The organism is Allobosea sp. P4_H5 (assembly GCF_056400825.1).
The window spans coordinates 107,789-125,788 of sequence record NZ_JBFUKM010000002.1; the positions used below are offsets into that span (position 1 = coordinate 107,789).

The 18,000-nt window shown below is 67.3% G+C and carries 17 protein-coding genes and 1 tRNA gene; 8 read left to right on the top strand and 10 right to left on the bottom strand.

Annotated elements, in window-relative coordinates; genetic code table 11:
- The first annotated feature begins 80 nt into the window (after positions 1-80).
- The 3 genes from AC1DS0_RS04520 to AC1DS0_RS04530 all read left to right on the top strand — a co-directional run bounded on the left by AC1DS0_RS04520 (position 81) and on the right by AC1DS0_RS04530 (position 3,608).
- On the top strand, positions 81-1,715 hold the full coding sequence (locus tag AC1DS0_RS04520) for a M14 family metallopeptidase (protein ID WP_476813189.1): 1,635 nt from the start codon (positions 81-83) through the stop codon (positions 1,713-1,715).
- Between the two features lie 101 nt (positions 1,716-1,816).
- Positions 1,817-2,500, top strand: coding sequence for a J domain-containing protein (locus AC1DS0_RS04525; protein WP_476813190.1), 684 nt, complete (start codon positions 1,817-1,819; stop codon positions 2,498-2,500).
- 238 nt (positions 2,501-2,738) lie between these two features.
- The gene (locus AC1DS0_RS04530) at positions 2,739-3,608 is read left to right on the top strand and encodes an urea carboxylase-associated family protein (RefSeq protein WP_476813191.1); all 870 of its coding nucleotides are present in this window, start codon (positions 2,739-2,741) and stop codon (positions 3,606-3,608) included.
- Between the two features lie 186 nt (positions 3,609-3,794).
- Here AC1DS0_RS04530 and AC1DS0_RS04535 read toward each other — a convergent pair whose 3' ends face one another.
- A complete protein-coding gene (locus tag AC1DS0_RS04535) occupies positions 3,795-4,796 on the bottom strand; it encodes a trypsin-like serine peptidase (RefSeq protein WP_476813192.1) in 1,002 nt (333 codons plus the stop codon).
- Positions 4,797-4,978: 182 nt separating this feature from the next.
- A complete protein-coding gene (locus AC1DS0_RS04540; protein WP_476813193.1) occupies positions 4,979-6,982 on the bottom strand; it encodes a protein meaA in 2,004 nt (667 codons plus the stop codon).
- 328 nt (positions 6,983-7,310) lie between these two features.
- On the opposite strand from AC1DS0_RS04540, the gene AC1DS0_RS04545 reads away from it, so the two are divergent.
- Complete coding sequence (locus AC1DS0_RS04545) at positions 7,311-8,648, top strand: metal-dependent hydrolase family protein (RefSeq protein WP_476813194.1); 1,338 nt, start codon at positions 7,311-7,313, stop codon at positions 8,646-8,648.
- Positions 8,649-8,660: 12 nt separating this feature from the next.
- On the opposite strand, the gene AC1DS0_RS04550 is transcribed toward AC1DS0_RS04545, so the two are convergent.
- Positions 8,661-9,185 (bottom strand): Lrp/AsnC family transcriptional regulator, encoded by a 525-nt coding sequence (locus AC1DS0_RS04550; protein WP_476813195.1) that lies wholly within the window; start codon positions 9,183-9,185, stop codon positions 8,661-8,663.
- A 149-nt stretch (positions 9,186-9,334) separates the two neighbouring features.
- Between AC1DS0_RS04550 and AC1DS0_RS04555 the strand changes: the two genes are divergently transcribed.
- Together AC1DS0_RS04555 and AC1DS0_RS04560 are read left to right on the top strand one after the other, a co-directional pair.
- Positions 9,335-10,567: an aminotransferase-like domain-containing protein gene (locus tag AC1DS0_RS04555; protein ID WP_476813196.1), complete on the top strand. Its 1,233-nt coding sequence runs from the start codon at positions 9,335-9,337 to the stop codon at positions 10,565-10,567.
- A gap of 30 nt (positions 10,568-10,597) precedes the next feature.
- Positions 10,598-11,269 (top strand): RraA family protein, encoded by a 672-nt coding sequence (locus tag AC1DS0_RS04560; protein ID WP_476813197.1) that lies wholly within the window; start codon positions 10,598-10,600, stop codon positions 11,267-11,269.
- A gap of 7 nt (positions 11,270-11,276) precedes the next feature.
- On the opposite strand, the gene AC1DS0_RS04565 is transcribed toward AC1DS0_RS04560, so the two are convergent.
- From AC1DS0_RS04565 to AC1DS0_RS04595, 7 genes are all read right to left on the bottom strand, one after another.
- Entirely contained in the window at positions 11,277-11,969 is a 693-nt protein-coding gene (locus AC1DS0_RS04565; RefSeq protein ID WP_476813198.1) for an SDR family NAD(P)-dependent oxidoreductase, read from the bottom strand.
- Positions 11,970-11,983: 14 nt separating this feature from the next.
- Positions 11,984-13,297 carry an MFS transporter gene (locus AC1DS0_RS04570; RefSeq protein WP_476813199.1) on the bottom strand — a complete coding sequence of 438 codons (1,314 nt, stop codon included), beginning with the start codon at positions 13,295-13,297 and terminating at the stop codon, positions 11,984-11,986.
- A gap of 46 nt (positions 13,298-13,343) precedes the next feature.
- Positions 13,344-13,742 (bottom strand): MarR family winged helix-turn-helix transcriptional regulator, encoded by a 399-nt coding sequence (locus tag AC1DS0_RS04575; RefSeq protein ID WP_476813200.1) that lies wholly within the window; start codon positions 13,740-13,742, stop codon positions 13,344-13,346.
- A 203-nt stretch (positions 13,743-13,945) separates the two neighbouring features.
- Entirely contained in the window at positions 13,946-14,443 is a 498-nt protein-coding gene (locus tag AC1DS0_RS04580; RefSeq protein ID WP_476813201.1) for a DUF1178 family protein, read from the bottom strand.
- 66 nt (positions 14,444-14,509) lie between these two features.
- The gene (locus AC1DS0_RS04585; RefSeq protein ID WP_476813202.1) at positions 14,510-15,373 is read right to left on the bottom strand and encodes a carbon-nitrogen hydrolase family protein; all 864 of its coding nucleotides are present in this window, start codon (positions 15,371-15,373) and stop codon (positions 14,510-14,512) included.
- 13 nt (positions 15,374-15,386) lie between these two features.
- Positions 15,387-15,647 carry a glutaredoxin 3 gene (gene grxC, locus AC1DS0_RS04590; RefSeq protein WP_476813203.1) on the bottom strand — a complete coding sequence of 87 codons (261 nt, stop codon included), beginning with the start codon at positions 15,645-15,647 and terminating at the stop codon, positions 15,387-15,389.
- A gap of 45 nt (positions 15,648-15,692) precedes the next feature.
- Positions 15,693-16,493 carry a ComF family protein gene (locus AC1DS0_RS04595; protein WP_476813204.1) on the bottom strand — a complete coding sequence of 267 codons (801 nt, stop codon included), beginning with the start codon at positions 16,491-16,493 and terminating at the stop codon, positions 15,693-15,695.
- A 179-nt stretch (positions 16,494-16,672) separates the two neighbouring features.
- Here AC1DS0_RS04595 and AC1DS0_RS04600 point away from each other — a divergent pair, with 179 nt between their 5' ends.
- Both AC1DS0_RS04600 and AC1DS0_RS04605 read left to right on the top strand, forming a co-directional pair.
- The gene (locus AC1DS0_RS04600; RefSeq protein WP_476813205.1) at positions 16,673-17,791 is read left to right on the top strand and encodes an alkene reductase; all 1,119 of its coding nucleotides are present in this window, start codon (positions 16,673-16,675) and stop codon (positions 17,789-17,791) included.
- Positions 17,792-17,913: 122 nt separating this feature from the next.
- A tRNA-Glu gene (locus tag AC1DS0_RS04605) sits at positions 17,914-17,988 on the top strand.
- The last annotated feature ends 12 nt before the right edge of the window (positions 17,989-18,000 follow it).

Here is an 18,000-nt window from a genome sequence, read left to right on the forward strand (position 1 = left end):
GGTTGCTTGCTCGGGTTCCGAGGCAGTCTCATAGTCCCTGATGGGCAGGGCGGGAACGCGTCTTTCTGTCGGAGGCGGCGATGATGACGATATGGCGCATACTCACCCTGGCGTTTTGCGTCGCTGCAGGCCCCGCGCTGGCGCAGGACGAGGGGCGCGTCGCCGATTACAAGCAGAGCGAGGCGGTGCTGGCGCGCTACAAGCCGGTGCCGATCCCGCTCGCGACCCCGGCGCTGACACGCGCAACACCCGGCCTGACGACGCAGGCCGAGCTTGAAACCTTTCTCGCCGATCTCGCCGCCAAAGCATCCGGACGAGTCGTGCTCGGCTCGCTCGGCCAGTCGCAGCAGGGCCGGGACTTGCCCTATCTGGTCTTCTCGAAGGAGGGTCTGAAGGACCCCGCCGCCCTGAAGGCGCTGGGGCGGCCGATCGTCTGGTTCGTCGGCCAGCAGCACGGTAACGAGCCGGCTGGCGCCGAGGCGATGCTGGCCCTGGCGCATGACCTGGCGCTGGGCGATCTTGGCTCCGTGCTCGACAAGCTCGTCGTGGTGATCGTGCCGCGCAGCAATCCCGATGGCGCGGCGGCCGACAAGCGGCCCGGCGCCAGCGGTTTCGACCTCAACCGCGACCATCTGTTGCTGACCCTGCCGGAGACGAAGGCGCTGCATGCCAAGCTCGCTGAATTGCCGGCCGATGTGATCGTCGACGTGCACGAGTTCTCGGTCGCCAATCGCTGGCTGGAGAAGTTCGGCGGGCTCAATGCCGCCGATGCGATGATCCTCTACGCCACCAACCCGGCCGTGCCGCAGCCGACGACGACGATCGCGGCCGAATTGATCAAGCCGGCCATGGACAAGGCGATGGCGCAGAAGGGGCTGAGCTCGTTCTGGTACTTCACCACCAGCTACCGCAAGGACGACAAGCTGGTTTCGATGGGCGGCAATGCGCCCGGAATCGCGCGCAATCTGTTCGGGCTCTCCGGCGCGGTCTCCTTCCTGATCGAGACGCGCGGGGTCGGCTTGCAGCTGGAGAACCTGGAGCGCCGCATCGCCACGCATTACGTGATCGCGCGCGCCGTGCTCGATACGGTCGCGGCCAATGACAAGGCCGTGCTGGAGGCGGTGAAGGCGGCGCGGGCGGAGCTGGCGCGCAATCAGGGTGAATTGATCGTTGCCCATCGCATCGCCAGCGAGACGGTCGCGATCCCGCTGGTCGATCCGGCGACCGGGGCGGACATGCCGACCCCGGTGGAGTTCCGCGACTCGCGCAAGGTCACGGTAACCAGCCGCCGGGCGCGGCCGGAAGGCTATCTCGTGCTGCCGGCCGGACAGGCGGCGCTCGATGCGCTCAAGCTCAAGGGCATCGCCAGCTGTGCGTTTGGTGCGCCGGCGACGCTGGAGGTCGAGGCCTTCATGGTCGAGCAGAAGGGGCCGGTGAAGAAACTCGACCGCGAGAACATCAATCCGGACCAGGCGGTGAAGGTCGAGCTTCGGCCGCGCCGGATGGACGTGCCGGCCAATGCCGTCTTCGTGCCGATGACGCAGCCGGGAGCGAATGTGATCGCCGCCTCATTGGAGCCGGATTCTCCGGGCTCTCATGTCGGCGTCGGGGTGGTGGAAACCGCGCCGGCCTCCGGCGAGGCGCCGATCTATCGCGTGCCTCGCGGGACGAAGCTTGCGCTCGCAGCCGGGGGCGATGCGGCGTGCGGCCGTTGAGTTTGAAGCGTGGAAATACTATCTAGGGGGGCGTCCCGGCCGCTTCGGCTGAGCCGGGTTCCTTAAGCAATCAGGGTCAAGCTGCCGCCAAGGCGATCGGCTTGCTGCAGGCGCGGAGCGATCCGCGTGGCGGTCGGCTTGTCGGCGCAGCGTTCCACCCGCATAACCATGAGACGATGAACTTCAGCTCGCGCCTTTTCGACCGGATCAGGATCGGCCCTTCCGAGGCGGAAGAGGTGGTCGAGGCCGATGCGCGTCTATGCGACCATCCGGGTTGCACGAAGGCGGGCGAGTTCCGCGCGCCGATGGGGCGCGGCAAGGAAGGCAAGTTCTTCCAGTTCTGCCTCGAGCATGTGAAGGCCTATAACGCGACCTACAACTACTTTTCCGGCATGAACGACGAGGCGCTCGCGGCCTACGCCAAGCAGGAGGAGATCGGCCACCGGCCGACCTGGAAGCTCGGCGTCAATGCCAGCGCCGCGCGGATGGCGCAGCGCGGGCGCGAGGCCGGCGGGCTGGAGATGCAGGATGCCTTCAATCTGTTCCGCGGCCGCGCCGGCCGCGAGCAGGAGCGGGCCGAGCCCAGGGTCGGTGTGGTGGCGAAGAAGGCGCTGGAGACGCTAGACCTCGACGAGAGCGCCGACCGCGTCGCGATCAAGGCGCGCTACAAGGAGCTGGTGAAGCGCTTCCATCCCGATGCCAATGGCGGCGACCGCTCGCGCGAAGGCCGGCTGCAGGAAATCCTCAAGGCCTACCAGACGTTGAAGAGCAGCGGGCTGGCCTAGCTGTCTCATCTGACCGGCCGTCTTTCCGGGGCGGCGCGTCAGCGCCGAGCCCGGAACCCAGAACCGATTCCTGTTGTCATGAAGGCGCCGGTGCCGGTCAGCTTGCTTGAATGACGGCATCGGTTCTGGGTTACGGGCTCTTCGCTTCGCGAAGCCCCGGAATGACGGCGTAAGGAACTGGACCGGGGTTGGATGCACCGATAGGGATTCAACGGTTCCATAGACTGGCGGAGAGGCCATGACGACGGATTCGCAGGTGATCGCCCCCGCCGATGCGGAAGAGCGTCGGCGCAAGCCGCCGGTCGTGGTCTATCCCAATGGCAGCCTGCCCGGTGCCGACATGGCGATGCTGGCGCGTGCCCGCCAGACCTTGACCAAGCGCGACGAGATCATCGTGCCGCCGCGTGAGGCCGGCAGCTTCCGCGTGCCGAAGGGCCATTTCTTCCGGGTCGTCAGCATCGAGGGGCCGCAGGTCGGCGATCTCAATCTGTGGAACGCTGAGGATCTCGACGAGCGCTTCTTCAGCGGCAAGACGCGCGCCCTTCACGCGACCCATGTCGGGCTGGGTGACCGGCTCTGGAGTAACCTGCCGCATCTTCGGCCGATGGCGACGATCACCCATGACACGCTCGGCTGGTACGGCTTCGACCAGGACGGCGCCGGCGTGCACGACGTGATCGGCACGCGCTGCGACCCCTATACCCATCGGCTGCTCGGCGATGGCGGTGACTACCATCATTGCTGCCATTCGAATCTCGCCCGCGCGCTGGGAAAGGCGAGGGGGCTGCCGGCGCGCGAGGTCGAGCATCACGTCCACGACGTGCTCAACGTCTTCATGTGCACCGGCTTCACCCGTGACACGCAGCAGTACTTCATGAAGGCGAGCCCGGTCAGGCCCGGCGACTTCCTCGAGCTCTTCGCCGAGATCGACCTGCTCGGTGCGATCTCGGCCTGTCCGGGCGGCGATTGCGGCCAGACCCATTCGAGCGACATCGCCGTCTGCCATCCGCTCAAGGTCGAGATCTACGAGGCCGATCCTGCCACGCTCGCCGGCTGGCGCTCGCCGCCGCGCAACCCCTACGGGCGCAGCCACGGCGAGGTTGGCTGAGCCGTCAGTGGGTTTCGGGGAACTTACCCGTCTTTCCGGGGCAGGCCGTAGGCCTGAGCCTGGAATCCAGAGCCTCAGTTCGTTGTAGACGAAGTCACTGCCGCCATACCCATCATTGCAACCACATCGGTTATGGGTTCCGGGCTCGCCGCTTCGCGGCGCCCCGGAAAGACGAAGTGGTTCCGCTCAGTTCTTCAGCAGCGAGTTCATCCCGTCGGTGTCGAGATTGTCGGAGCCGCGCACCGCGCTGCGCTCGGTCGAACTCGGCTGGTCGTCCTGCCCGCCGCCCGAGGCGACCGCACCGCCATCCGCGGCAGGAGCCTGCCCGCCCGCGCCCGCCATCTTGCGCAGCAGCGGGCTGGCCTGGAGCAGCGCGGTCATGCTGGTGGCGGTGTTGTAGCTGTTCGGGTCGTTGGGAGCGAGGCCGCCCTGCTTGTGCAGCGCGATGCCCGCATTGCTGGCGCTGTAGAGCAGCGAGCCGGACGAGCCGCCAAGCGTGTCGCAGCGATGGCGCAGTTCGGCCGCGTCGCCCTGCTGGCGCGTCGCCATGCAGCGGAAGCGGCTCATCACCTTCGGACGCCCGGCGGGGTGGTGGATCACCATCAGCGAGGGCGCGCCGCCGGACGGCGTCGCAGCGAGCTTGACCGAGCCATAGGTCGCGGTTGGATTGCCCTTCGCCTTGGCGATGGCGTAGTCGAGATTGGCATTGAACTCGACCGGCTTGGGGTCGAGCTCGAAGACTTTCGCGCCTTTGCCGTCCTGCGTCAGGAAATCCATGACGATGATGGCGCGCACCGGCGTCATCTCGCCGCTCTGCGGCAGGCAGTGGTGGTTGGTGAGGACGTAGTCGCCCGGCAGCAACTCGCCGGTGCAATGGGCGCCGGACTGCTTGCCGGTCTTGTTGTCCTTCAAGAGGATGTCGAGGCGCCCGATGGGCTTGGCCATCTTTGCGAGCGGATCGCGCTGATCGAGCTCCGCGATCGGCTCGAAGGCACCCTTGTTGTTCTCGATCTGGGTCGCGGCGTCGCCGGTGCTCTGCCGGCGCGGCATGCTGACCTTGCCGAAATCGTTGGGGTCGAAGCCCATTGTCTGGGCCGCGGCGGGCCCCGCCAGGGCAAGGCCCATGGCGCCGATGAAGGCGGCGCGAATGTTGGTCCCGGTCAAATTGGTCTGCAGCCATGCGGGCATGCGCTTCTTCCTCTCCTCAAGCGGGTCCCTCGCGGCCCTGCCGACGACCGCCTTCAGGCACAGGCCGGCGCCGCGGGAACCGGGCGCGGCCGAGCAGTACGGAGACGATAGTCGTCCGCACGCGCTTGGGAAACCCTGAGCGCTTTTCGCATGAGCCGGAAACTGGGGAAGGCGGCCGGCTCTCAGCGCTTCTTCGCCGCGAGCCCCGCGACGTCGGCGATGATGCCGTCGAGGGCAAAGTCCTTCGGGGTATAGACGCGCGCCACGCCCATGTTCTTCAGCGCGTTCTCGTCATCGGGTGGGATGATGCCACCGACCACGACAGGCACATCCATGCCGGCAACACGCAGCCGAGCCGTGACATCGCGCACCAGCGGCAGATGCGAGCCGGAGAGGATGGAAAGTCCGATGATGTCGGCCTCGGTCTCCTGCGCCTGCGTCACAATCTCCTCGGGCGTCTGGCGGATGCCGCCATAGGAGACCTGCATGCCGGCGTCGCGGGCGCGCACCGCGATCTGCTCGGCGCCGTTCGAATGGCCGTCGAGCCCCGGCTTGCCGACGAGGAAACGCGGCGACCTGCCGAGTTTCTCGGTTGCCAGGGCGACGGCTGCCTTGACGGTCGCGAGCCCGGCGTCGTCGCCGAGCTTGGTGGTGTCGACGCCGGTCGGGGCGCGGTACTCACCGAAAATCTCGCGCAGGGTCTGCGCCCACTCGCCTGTGGTGACGCCGGCCTTGGCGCAAGCGATCGAGGCCGGCATGACATTGCGGTCCTCCTTCGCGGCACTGGCCAGTTCGGCGAGCGCAGCCTCCGCCGCCTTGCCGTCTCGCGCGGCGCGCCAGGCTTTCAGCCGACCGACCGCCTCGATCTCGACCGAATCCGGCACGGTGACGACATTGCCTTCACCGGTGGAAAGCGGTGAGGGCTCGCTGGTGGTGAACTTGTTGACGCCGACGACGATCTGCTCGCCGCGCTCGATCGCCTCGATGCGGCGCGCGCCGTTTTCGACCAGCGCCATCTTCATGTAGCCGCTCTCGACCGCGGCAAGCGCGCCGCCCATCGCGTCGATCTTCGCCAGTTCTTCCAGCGCGGCCACTTTCAGTGCCTCGACCTTGGCGTCGATTTCCTTCGAGCCGTCGAAGATGTCACCGAATTCGAGCAAATCGGTCTCATAGGCCAGCACCTGCTGCATGCGCAGCGACCATTGCTGATCGAAGGGGCGGGGCAGGCCGAGCGCCTCGTTCCAGGCCGGCAATTGCACGGCGCGAGCGCGGGCTTTCTTCGACAAGGTCACCGCCAGCATCTCGATCAGGATGCGATAGACATTGTTTTCGGCCTGCGGCTCGGTCAGCCCGAGCGAATTGACCTGGACGCCATAGCGGAAGCGGCGGTGCTGCTCCTCCAGCACGTTGAAGCGCTTCAGCGTGATCTCGTCCCAGAGATCGACGAAAGCCCGCATCTTGCAGAGCTCGGTGACGAAGCGCATGCCGGCATTGACGAAGAAGGAGATGCGGCCGACGACGCTGCCGAACTCCTCGGGCGCGACCTCAGGCCGGGCCCTGATCGAGTCGAGCAGGGCGATCGCGGTCGCCAATGCGAAGGAGAGCTCCTGCACCGGCGAGGCACCGGCCTCCTGCAGATGGTAGGAACAGACGTTCGTCGGGTTCCATTTCGGCAGTTCGCGCGCCGTGAACACGACGATGTCGGTGGTCAATCGCATCGAGGGGCGCGGCGGGAAGACATAGGTGCCGCGCGACAGGTATTCCTTGACGAGGTCGTTCTGGGTCGTGCCCTGCAAGGCGGCGCGGTCGGCGCCCTGTTCGTCGGCGGTGGCGATGTAGAGCGAGAGCAGCCAGGCCGCCGTCGCATTGATCGTCATCGAGGTGTTCATCTGCGCCAGCGGGATCTGGTCGAAGAGCGCCCGCATGTCGCCGAGATGAGTGATGGGCACGCCGACCTTGCCGACCTCGCCGCGCGAGAGCACATGGTCGGGATCGTAGCCGGTCTGGGTCGGCAGATCGAAGGCGACGGAGAGGCCGGTCTGGCCCTTGGCGAGATTGGTCCGGTAGAGCTTGTTCGATTCGGACGCGTCGGAATGGCCGGCATAGGTCCGGAAAATCCAGGGCTTGTCACGCGGCAAAGCCTTGTCGCGCTGGACCTGATTCCGAAGCGGATCGATCGCGTTCATGGTCGCTCCCTGCCGTGCCGTCTTGATGTGCTCGTGCAATCTCGATTGTTGCACTGCAGCGAAGATAACGCCAGTGGGCCGCGGCGTCGCCTACGACATTGGGCTGAGGCTTGCGCCGAGCCAGAGTCGGAACACGTCAGAGTTGCGGCCAGGGCATGCGTGACCGGCCATCTGTGTCGATTGACGGTCTTCCGCTGTCCTCCGCAGATTGGCGCCCAGCCGCAGGGAGGTCCCTGCGCAAAGATCAAGCGACGCACCCGACGCAACACGCCCTGCCGGAAAGGCAGGACGGCTGATCGCGATGACGTCGCTGACATGGAGGAAACCGATGTCGAAAGCGATCATGCTTGCCGCGGCGATCACCGCGGTCCTGGCGCCGGCCGCCCTGGCGCAAGCGCCGGCCGGAGACCGCTGGACGATCATTCATGCGGGCTCGGTGCTTGCGGTTCCCGGCAGTCCGGCCCGCGGCAAAACCAGCCTCATCATCAAGAACAGCTTGATCCAGGAGCTGAAGGACGGCTTCGTCGCGGCCGACAGCATCGGAGCGCCGGCGCAATCCGTGACAGTCGTCGATCTCAGCGACCGCTATGTGCTGCCGGGCCTGATCGACTCCCATGTCCACATCACCTCGGAGCGAGCGCGCGACACCGAACTCCAGCGCGTCAAGAAGACTGGCGAGAACGTCGCGCTCGATGGCGTGGTCTATGCCAGGCGCACGCTCGATGCCGGCTTCACGACGGTGCGCGATCTTGGCTCGCGCGGGGCGCCGGCGCTCGCCTTGCGCGATGCGATCCGCAAGGGGCAGGTGCCTGGGCCGCGGATCGTCGCGGCGGGCCAGTCGATCTCGGCGACCGGCGGCCATTCCGACACCAACGGCTTTGCGCCCGATGTCTTCCCGGAGCTCGGCGAGAACATCTGCAATGGCCGCGAGCAGTGCCGCCATGCGGCGCGCAACCAGATCAAGCGCGGCGCCGACGTGATCAAGATCACCGCGACCGGCGGCGTGCTCAGCAATACGGCGGCCGGCACCGGCAAGCAGATGTTCGATGACGAGATCGAGGGCGTCGTCGAAGCCGCCCATGCCATGGGGCGCAAGGTGGCGGTGCATGCCCATGGCGCCGACGGCGTGAATGCGGCGCTGCGGGCCGGCGTCGACTCGGTCGAGCACGGCACCTATCTCAACGACGAGTCGATCGCGCTGTTCAAGAAGAGCGGGGCCTATCTCGTCCCGACCGTGCTCGCCGGCGCGACCGTGGTGAGGATGGCGGATGAAGAGGGCTATCTGCCGCCGGCGGTGCGCGACAAGGCGCGCCAGGTCGGCCCGCTGATGCTCGACATGCTCGGGCGCGCCTATCGCGGCGGCGTCAAGATCGCCTTCGGCACCGACACCGGCGTCAGCGAGCATGGCAACAATGCCGAGGAATTCGCACTGATGGTCAAGGCCGGCATCCCGGCTGATATCGCGATCCGAATGGGAACCGTCGATGCCGCCGACCTGCTCGACCTGTCGAAGCAGATCGGGACGCTCGAACCCGGCAAGGCGGCCGACGTGATCGCCGTCGCCTCCGACCCAGTCAAGGACATCACCGAATTGCAGCGCGTGCTGTTCGTGATGAGCAATGGCCGGGTGCACAAGGCGGCGCCGGCGAAGGTCGCGGCGAAGTAAGCGCGAGCAGCGCTAGTCCCGGTCCGCCTCGCGGGCGGACCGGGCGGGCTGCGCCTTCCGGCCCTGGGCAGGGCCGGGGACATTCAGCAGCCGGTTCGAGGTCTGCGTGTCCAGGATGACCATGGTCGAGGTCTCGGCGACGCAGGGGATCGCCTGCAGGGCCTCGCTGATGAAGGTACGCAGCGCCTCGATATCCTTGACCCAGACGCGCAGGAGATAGTCGACGTTGCCGGTGACCAGCAGGCATTCGGTGATCTCGGGCTGATCGCGGATTGCGGTCATGAACTGCTCAGCGGCGTCCGGGCTCTGCTTGGCGAGCTTGACGCTGACCATGACGCAGATGCCGAAGCCGAGCGCCGCCGGACTGATCTTGGCCGCATAACCCTCGATGACGCCGGCCTCCTCCAGCCGCTTGATGCGGCGAGCACACGGCGTCGGCGAAAGGCCGACCGCCTCGGCCAGTTCGAGGGTCGAGATGCGGCCATTCTGCTGAAGTGTGGCCAGGATCTTCCGGTCGATGCGGTCCAATTCGATCATGAGCGAGTTTCACTCCAGAACTCCTCTTCCTGGGCGATAAGTCGCGCCAATTAGAAGATATGCTCGATCATTGCACGGATTCACTCGCTTCGAGAGTGCTAAACCTTCACAAGCGGCCGCTTCGGTCGAAAAAGGATGGTGCAAGGGTCATGGTGACATCGGATGCGCGGCGGCCGGCTTTCGCCAGCTGGCTCTCGACCGGCAACAGCATCACCCAGCAGTTCATGGCGATCGGCGGGCGGCCGGATGTCGTCAGCCTCGCCGGCGGCTTGCCAGCGAGCGAGATCTACCCGGTCGAGGCGATCGCCGCGGCGCAGGAGCGGGCGCTGACGCGCTGGGGCACGCAGATCCTCGAATACGGGGCGATCGAGGGCCTGCCGGCACTGCGAGCGGCGATCGCCGAGCGCTTCAGCGCCACGACCGGGCGCCGCTTCGGGCCGGAGAACGTGTTGCTGACCACCGGCGCGATGCAGGGGCTCGACCTTGTCGGCAAGGCACTGGTCGATCCCGGCGAACTCATCCTCTCGCAATTCCCGACCTATCTCGGCGCGCTCGACGCGTGGCGGCCGCGCATGCCACGCTATGAGAAGCTCGACTGGAACCTGCAAGCGCCCGGGCAGGATGCGGCGCTGCGCCAGGCCAAGTTCGTCTATGCCGTGCCGAACTATTCCAACCCGACCGGCGTGCTGGTGCCGCAGGATGAGCGCGCTGCCCTGCTCGACAGGGTCGAGGCGGCCGGGACCTGGCTGCTCGAGGATGACCCTTACCTGCCGCTGCAGTTCGACGGACCGGCGGGGCCGAGCCTTCTCGCCCATCACGCGCAGCGCCATCCGAACGGCGCCTATGCCGGGCCGGTGATCTATCTGGGCACGCTGTCGAAGAGCCTGGCGCCGGGCCTGCGCGTCGGCTGGGTCGTGGCCGAGGCCGCGCTGATTTCGACGCTGGCGCTGGCCAAGCAGTCGACCGACATCGCCTCCAGCCTGCTGACGCAGGCGATCGCGCTGGAGATGATCGAGAGCGATTTCGAGGTGCAGCACATCCCGAAGATCGTCGCGACCTATCGCGAGCGCCGCGACGCGCTCTGCGCGGCTGCGGCCGAGCACCTATCCGACTGGTTCGAATGGGAGGTGCCGCCGGGCGGCATGTTCGTCTGGATGCGGGCCAAGGATCGGGCGATCGACACCGATGCGCTCTATACTCACGCTCTGGCCGAGAACGTCGCCTTCGTGCCCTCGAGTGTGTTCGACCCTTCAGGCGCCTTGAAGAGCGCGATGCGGGTCAATTTCACCCGCTCGCCGCCGGAGGTGCTGGTCGAGGGCGTGCGCCGGCTGGAGCGGGCGGTGCGCCGCCTGCTCGCCGAGCGGCCTGGCCGGGCGGCCTAATTCCGAAAAAAACAAGCCGAGGAAACGCCGATGCCGACTCGTCTCGCCACGCCTGCCCATCCGCGCCTGCCGCAAGCCCTGATCGACGCCTGGCAGGCGGTGCCGAGCTCTGTGATTGCCGATCAGCTCGGCGGCAGCGGCCATGCCGATCCCGCAATCCGGCCGACCCGGCCCTTCACGCCGGGCAAGCGCCTGGTCGGCCAGGCGATCACGGCCTGGTGCGAGCCGGCCGACTACGGGCCGGTGCATCATGCGATCAGCATCGCCGAGCGCGGCGATGTCGTCGTGGTCGCGGCCGGTGGGCGCAAGGATGCGGCGATGATCGGCGACCTGCTTGGCGGTGCCGCCCGGCGCAAGGGCATTGCCGGCGTCGTCGTCGATGGCGCCGTGCGCGATGTCGGGCCGGTGTCGCAATGGCCGGATTTCGTCTTCTTCTCGCGCTGGATCATGCCGCGCGGCCCGTCCTCGATGGAGCGCGGCATTGTCAACGGCCCGATCGTCTTCGGCGGCGTCGCGGTCCAGCCGCATGACCTCGTCGTCGGCGACGATGACGGGCTCGTCTTCGTGCCGCACGGCTTGGTCGAGGCCAAGCTTGCGCCCTGCCTGGCGCGGGTGAAGGCCGAGGCCGAATGGGAGGTGCTGCTCGCCGGCGGCGCCTCGACGGTCGAGACCTTCAAGGTGCCGCCGATCGAGAAGGCCTGAGCAGCCTTCAGAAGCTCTCGACCCAGGGCCTAAGCTCGACCTCGAGCGACCAGGCGCTGCGCGGCTGCCTGAGCACGTCGAGATAGCTCTGGGCGATGGCGTCCGGGTCGAGCGTGTTGTCATCGGTGTCCGGGTGACGGGTGCTGCGCACTGCGCCGTCGATGACGAAATGGGCGACGTGGATGCCCTTCGGCCCAAGTTCGCGGGCGGCGCTCTGGGCTAGACCGCGCAAGGCGAACTTGCCCATTGCGAAGGGTGCCGACAGCGCAAAGCCCTTGATGCCGGCAGTTGCGCCGGTCAGCAGGATGGCGCCGCGTCCATGCGGCAGCATGCGTTTCGCCGCCTGCTGCGTCACCAGGAAGGCGCCATAGGCGGTGACGGCGAGCGCCTGCGCGACCGCGGCGGGATCGAGCTCCGCGATCGGCCCGCGCAGACGGCCGCTGGCATTGTAGATGACGATGTCGGGCTCGCCGATCCCAGCCTCCGCCGCCTCGAACAGGCCGGCGACGGCGGCGGGATCGGAGGCGTCAACCGCAAAGGTCGCAGAGCCTGTTTCGGCCGCGAGTGCGGCTAGCTTCTCGGTGTTGCGCGCGGCAAGGCCGACCTTGACGCCTTGCGACGCCAAGGCGCGCGCAACCGACGCGCTGATGCCCGAGCCTGCTCCGACGATCAGGGCGCTGCGATAGGGGAGGGAGGTCATCGCGAGGTCTCCGTTCAGGCGGCGGCTGGGATCGGCTTGGCTTCGCCGCCCCGCATCATGATGCAGAAGCCGGCGGCGAAGAGGCAGAGCGCACCGGCGATGAAGAAGGCCGGCAGATAGCTGTCATAGACGGTGCGGCTGAAGCCGGCGCCATAGGCGGCGAAGGCAGCGCCGAGCTGGTGGCCGGTGAAGATCCAGCCGAAGACGAGGGTCGCCTTGTCGCCGAAGCGGTCGGCAGCGAGCTTGATCGTCGGCGGCACGGTCGCGACCCAGTCGAGCCCGTAGAAGATCGCGAAGATCGAGAGGCCGTAGAAGGAGAAGTCGGTGAAGGGCAGGAACAGCAGCGAGAGCCCGCGCAGGCCGTAATACCAGAACAGCAGCCAGCGGCTGTCATACCGGTCCGAGAGCCAGCCGGAGCCGACCGTGCCGAGGAAATCGAAGATGCCGATCACGGCGAGCACGCTTGCAGCCGTCACCGCCGCCATGCCGTAATCTCCGCAGAGCGAGACGAAATGGGTCTGCACCAGCCCGTTGGTGCTGGCGCCGCAGACGAAGAAGGTGCCGAACAGGATCCAGAAGGTGCTGGTCTTGGCGGCGTCGCGCAGCGCGACGATCGGGGAGGCGAGCATTGCCCCGAGGCTCGCAGGTTGCGCCGGCGCCGGCACGATCTGCGTTCCGCCATAGGGAGCAAGGCCGACATCGACCGGCCGGTCGCGCATCAGAGCGAGGATGCCGATCGCAGCGAGCGCGATCATGCCGAGCACGAAGGTCATGGCGGCGCGCCAGCCGACCTGTTCTGTCAGGGCAGCGAGCAGCGGCAGGAAGACGAGCTGGCCGGTCGCAGTGCTGGCGGTGAGCAGGCCGACGACGAGGCCGCGGCGCTGCACGAACCAGCGTGTCGCGACGGTGGCGCCGAGGACCATGGCGGTGAGCCCGGTGCCGAAGCCGAGTACGAAGCCCCAGAGCAGGACCAACTGCCAGAGCTGCGTCATGAAGAAGGAGCCGATGATGCTCACGGCGATCAGGCTGAGCGCTACCAGCGCGACGGGGCGGACGCCGAAGCGGTTCATGAAGGCGGCGGCGAAGGGCGCCATCAGCCCGAACAGCAGCAACCGGACTGCCAGCGCCGAGGAGATCTCGGAGGTTGCCCAGCCGAACTCCTTCTGCAGCGGCAGGATCAGCACGCCCGGCGCGCCGACGGCCCCGGCTGTGACCAGCATGGTGAGAAAGGTCACCGCCGCGACGGCCCAGCCATAATGGATGCCGCGGCGGGCGAAGGCGGCAGCGAGGCCGACGGGTTGAACTGGTTCTGCGAGGTCGGTCGGCATGAGTGGCTCCCTTTTGCGGGTATATACCCGCATATCCATGAGAAAATCAGAGTGAAACGAGCGCGACATGAAGCTGTCGCATGAATTCGACGCCGAGACGGTCGTCAAGGGACTTCTGGGCGCCGTCCCAGAGGGGAGCGCCATCTTCCAGAACCCTGTGGCCGGCCTCGGTCAGCGTGACCGTGGCCTCGCGCTGGTCCTCGCCACGGCCGAGTTCGACGAGACCCATCTTCTCGAGCACGCGGACATTGCGGCCGATGGTCGAGCGGTCGAGCTCGACGCGGCGGCCGAGCGCGGTCAGCGTCACCGGCTCCACCCGGGCGATCGAGCGCATCAGGCTGAACTGCGCGATGTTGACCCCGACCGGAGCGATCGTCTCGTCATAGAAGGCGATCATCCGGCGCGAGGCCGAGCGCAAGGTCGTGCAGATGCAGGGAACCGACATGGGTTGCGGGTATATGCCCGCGACGAGGGGAATGCAAGAGAGCTTGGGGCGTGACGACAAAATTCCCTGTCATCCCGGACAAGCCGCGTAGCGGCGCCGATCCGGGATCCATGCCGGAACCTTCATCGGATATGTTCCGGAATGGATCCCGGGTCTCCCTGCGGTCGCCCGGGATGACCCGATCTTAGGAATGTAGCAGGGTGCTAATTCCGCCCCTCCGGCAGGCGCGGCAGCGGCAGGAACTCGACGCCTTCCTCGTGCAGCATCTGGGCGTCTTCGGCGCTGGCCTCGCCATAGATGGCGCGGCTCTCGCTCTCGCCATGATGGATCTTCAGCGCCTCCTCGGCGAAATTCTTGCCGACGGGCTCGGCGTTGGCGGCGACATGCTCGTGCAGTGCCGTCAGCATGGCGCGAAACGCCATCTCCTTTTCACCGATCAGCGCAGCGGGCTGGGTCGCGGGAACGGGGGAAGGAGCGGGGGCGGACGAGGGCGCGGTGGCCGCCGGTGCAGCCTCTGCCGGGCGTGGGCCGCGATCCGTCCGGGCCACGGCGGGCGCCATCACGGCGCGCTCTACTTTGGCGCTGTCGCAGACCGGGCAGGTGACGAAGCCGCGCTTCGCCTGCTCGTCGAAGCTGGCGGAACTCGCGAACCAGCTCTCGAACTCGTGGGCGTTGTCGCAGATCAGGGTGTAACGGATCATTTCAACTCAAGGCCGGCGGTGACGGCAGCAGATAGGGGCGCGGCCGTTCCGCGACAAGTTTCACGCTCATTCGGCCGCATCGAGCCGCGGCGCTTCGCTCTTGCGGGTCTCGACCGCGAAGGAGCGGGTGTGGCGCAGGGTCGGGATGCGCTGGCGGGCGTCAGCGACCAGAGCAAGATCGATCTCGGCCATGATCAACCCAGGCTCGTTGCCGGCCTCGGCCAGGACACGACCCCAGGGATCGACGATGATCGAATGGCCATAGCTCTCGCGGCCATCCTCGTGCAGGCCGCCCTGCGCCGCCGAGACCATGAAGGCGCCGTTCTCGATGGCGCGGGCCCGCTGCAGCACCTGCCAATGCGCCTCGCCGGTCTGGCGGGTGAAGCAGGCAGGCGCGGTCAGCATGAAGGCGCCGGCCTCGGCCTCTGCACGGTAGAGATAAGGGAAGCGGATATCGTAGCAGATCGACATGCCGATCGGCCCCCAGGGCGTCTCGACCAGGCTCGCCCGGTCGCCGCCGGAGAAGGTGTTGGATTCGCGCCAGGTCTCGCCATTGGGCAGGTCGACGTCGAAGAGATGGATCTTGTCGTAGCGCGCGGCGATCTCGCCGGTGGCATCGATCATATAGGCGCGGTTGGCGATCTTCTCGCCGGCCCTGACCGAGAGCGAGCCGATCTGCAGCCAGATCTTGGCCTCGCGGGCAGCCTCACGCAGCCCGGCCAGCACGTCGTGCTGATCCTCGCTCTGGCTGGTCTCGCGCAGGATCTTGGTGTCGCGCTCGCAGAGATTGGTGACCTCTGGCGTCTGGACGAAGTCCGCGCCGCCCGCCGCAGCCTCGCGGATCAGGCGCACGGCGTCGTCGCGATTGCGCAGCGGGTCGCGTGTCGAACGCATCTGGACGCAGGCGGCGGTGAAGCGTGGCGCGGTCATATGCGTTCTCCGGTCATGCCGCCTTCAGCAGCGGGTCGAGCTCGCCGCGGGCGTCGAGCGCGTGCAGATCATCCGAGCCGCCGACATGGCGCCCGCCGATGAAGATCTGCGGCACCGAGGTACGCCCGCCGGCTTTCGCCGTCATCTCCTGGCGCAGCTCCGGCTTGCCGTCGACGCCGACCTCCTCGAAGGCGACGCCCTTCTTGGTCAGCAGCGCCTTGGCTGCATGGCAATAGGGGCACCAGCCCGTGGTGTAGATCGTGACCTGCGGCATCAGCCTATCCTGAAAGACGAGTTCGCTTCGTAATATAGGGAGCTGTCACGCTTCCGTCACGACCCGGGCGAAGGTCAGCACGTCGACCGCGCTCGCCCCGCCGCGCAGCAAGGCGCGCGAAGCGGCGTTGACGGTCGAGCCGGTGGTCAGCACGTCGTCGACGAGCAGGATGCGCCTTCCCTCGACCAGGGGGCGCATGGCTGGCAGGACCTTGAAGGCGCCCTGCAGGTTGTCGGCGCGCTGCGCCTTGGTCAGTCCGACCTGCTGCCTTGTGCGCTTGACGCGGGCGAGCGCCCGCGGCGCGCAAGGGCGTCCCGATTGACGGGCGATCGCCGCCGCCAGCGCCGCCGCCTGGTTGAAGCGCCGCGTCCACAGGCGGAAGCGGTGCAGTGGCACCGGCACGATGAGATCGGCATCGACGATCAGCTCGCGGCCGGCCTGAGCCATCATCCGCCCGAGCATCAGGGACAGCTCGGTGCGATCGCCATATTTCAGCCGGTGCACCAGCTCCCGCGCCGTGCCGTCGAAGCGGCAGGCGGCGCGCGCCCTTTCGAAGACGGGCGGGTCGGCGATCGCCGCCGGCGAGACCAGCCCGGGGCCGAGATCGATCTCGAACGGCGTACCGAGCCGCTCACAATAGGGCCGCTCGATCAGGCCGAGCCCGGCCCAGCACTGGGCACAGAGGCCCTGCGCCTCGCTCGTGGCAGCCCGGCAGCCGACGCATGAAGGCGGGTAGACCAGGCCGACGGCGCTGCTGACGCCCGTCCGCAGCCAGCCGCCTCCGCGCTGCAGCCAGCGCGTGGAGAGGGTTTTTCCCGTCGCTTCGGGATTTTCGGAAAGGCTCATGCGCAGCGGCTGCCGCGAAGAGAGCATCTTCGCTTTCTCGTGAGCGGGGCGAGGCAACCCCTGCCAATCCCTGCCATCTGGCCTATCTTCCTTGCGACGGCTCCGGCCCGCCTGACGGCGACCGGCGCCATGGATGCCTCCCTCGGCCTTAGCGCCGCTTCGCGACAAGGATCGCCACGATGAGTCATGCCTCCCCCGCCAAGCTGTTCACGCCGTTCCGCCTCGGCGATCTCGAGTTGAAGAACCGCGTCGTGATGGCGCCTTTGACCCGCAACCGCGCCAACAAGCACGATGATGCGCCGAACGCGCTCAATGTCGAGTATTACCGCCAGCGCGCCGGCGCCGGGCTGATCATCACCGAGGCGACGCAGATCTCGCAGCAGGGCCAGGGCTATATCTGGACGCCGGGCATCTACCAGGACGCGCAGGTCGCCGGCTGGAAGGCGGTGACCGATGCCGTGCACGAGGCAGGCGGGCGGATCATCGCACAGCTCTGGCATGTCGGGCGCGTCAGCCATGTCTCGCTGCAGCCAGGCAACCAGGCGCCGGTCGCGCCCTCGGCGGTGCTGGCCAAGACCAAGACCTATATCGAGAGCGGCTTCGCCGAGGTGTCCGAGCCGCGTGCGCTCGGGCTCGATGAAATCCCCGGCATCGTCGCCGATTTCGTCAGGGCGGCTGAGAACGCCAAGGCGGCCGGTTTCGATGGCATCGAGCTGCACGGCGCCCATGGCTACCTGCTCGACCAGTTCCTGCGCGACGGCTCGAACCAGCGTGAGGATGCCTATGGCGGCTCGATCGAGAACCGCGTCCGGCTGACGCTGGAGGTGGTCGATGCGGTGAGCAAGGTGTTCCCGAAGGAGCGCATCGGCATCCGCATCTCGCCGGTGAGCCCGGCCAATGATTCTCGCGATTCCGACCCGCAGGCGCTGTTCGGCCATCTCGTCGGCGAACTCGACAAGCGCGGCATCGCCTTCATCCATGTCGTCGAGGGGGCGACGCGCGATGCGCGCGACTACCTGCCCTTCGACTATCAGGGCCTGCGCAAGGCCTTCCGCGGCGCCTACATCGCCAATAACGGCTTCACCCGCGAACTCGCGATCGAGACGGTGGAGAAGGGCGAAGCGGACCTGATCGCCTTCGGCCGGCTCTTCATCGCCAATCCCGACCTGCCGGAGCGGCTGAAGCTGGACGCCCCGCTCAACACGCCGGATGTCGCGACCTTCTATGGTGGCGATGCCAAGGGCTACACCGATTATCCGGCGCTGGCGCAGGAAGAGCGTTCGCACGCCGCCGGTTGAGGCGAGACGGAAAAGCTCCTGCGGGCGGTGCTTCATCCTGCCCGCAGGTTTTTCGCCTTCGGCTGCACGGAAGGGCTTGCAGCGCGGGCCAGTGCCGATTATACGGACGGCCTTGCCGCGCTGCTCCCATCGTCTAGCGGTCAGGACGTCGCCCTCTCACGGCGAAAACTGGGGTTCGATTCCCCATGGGAGCGCCATCCGGCTTTTGC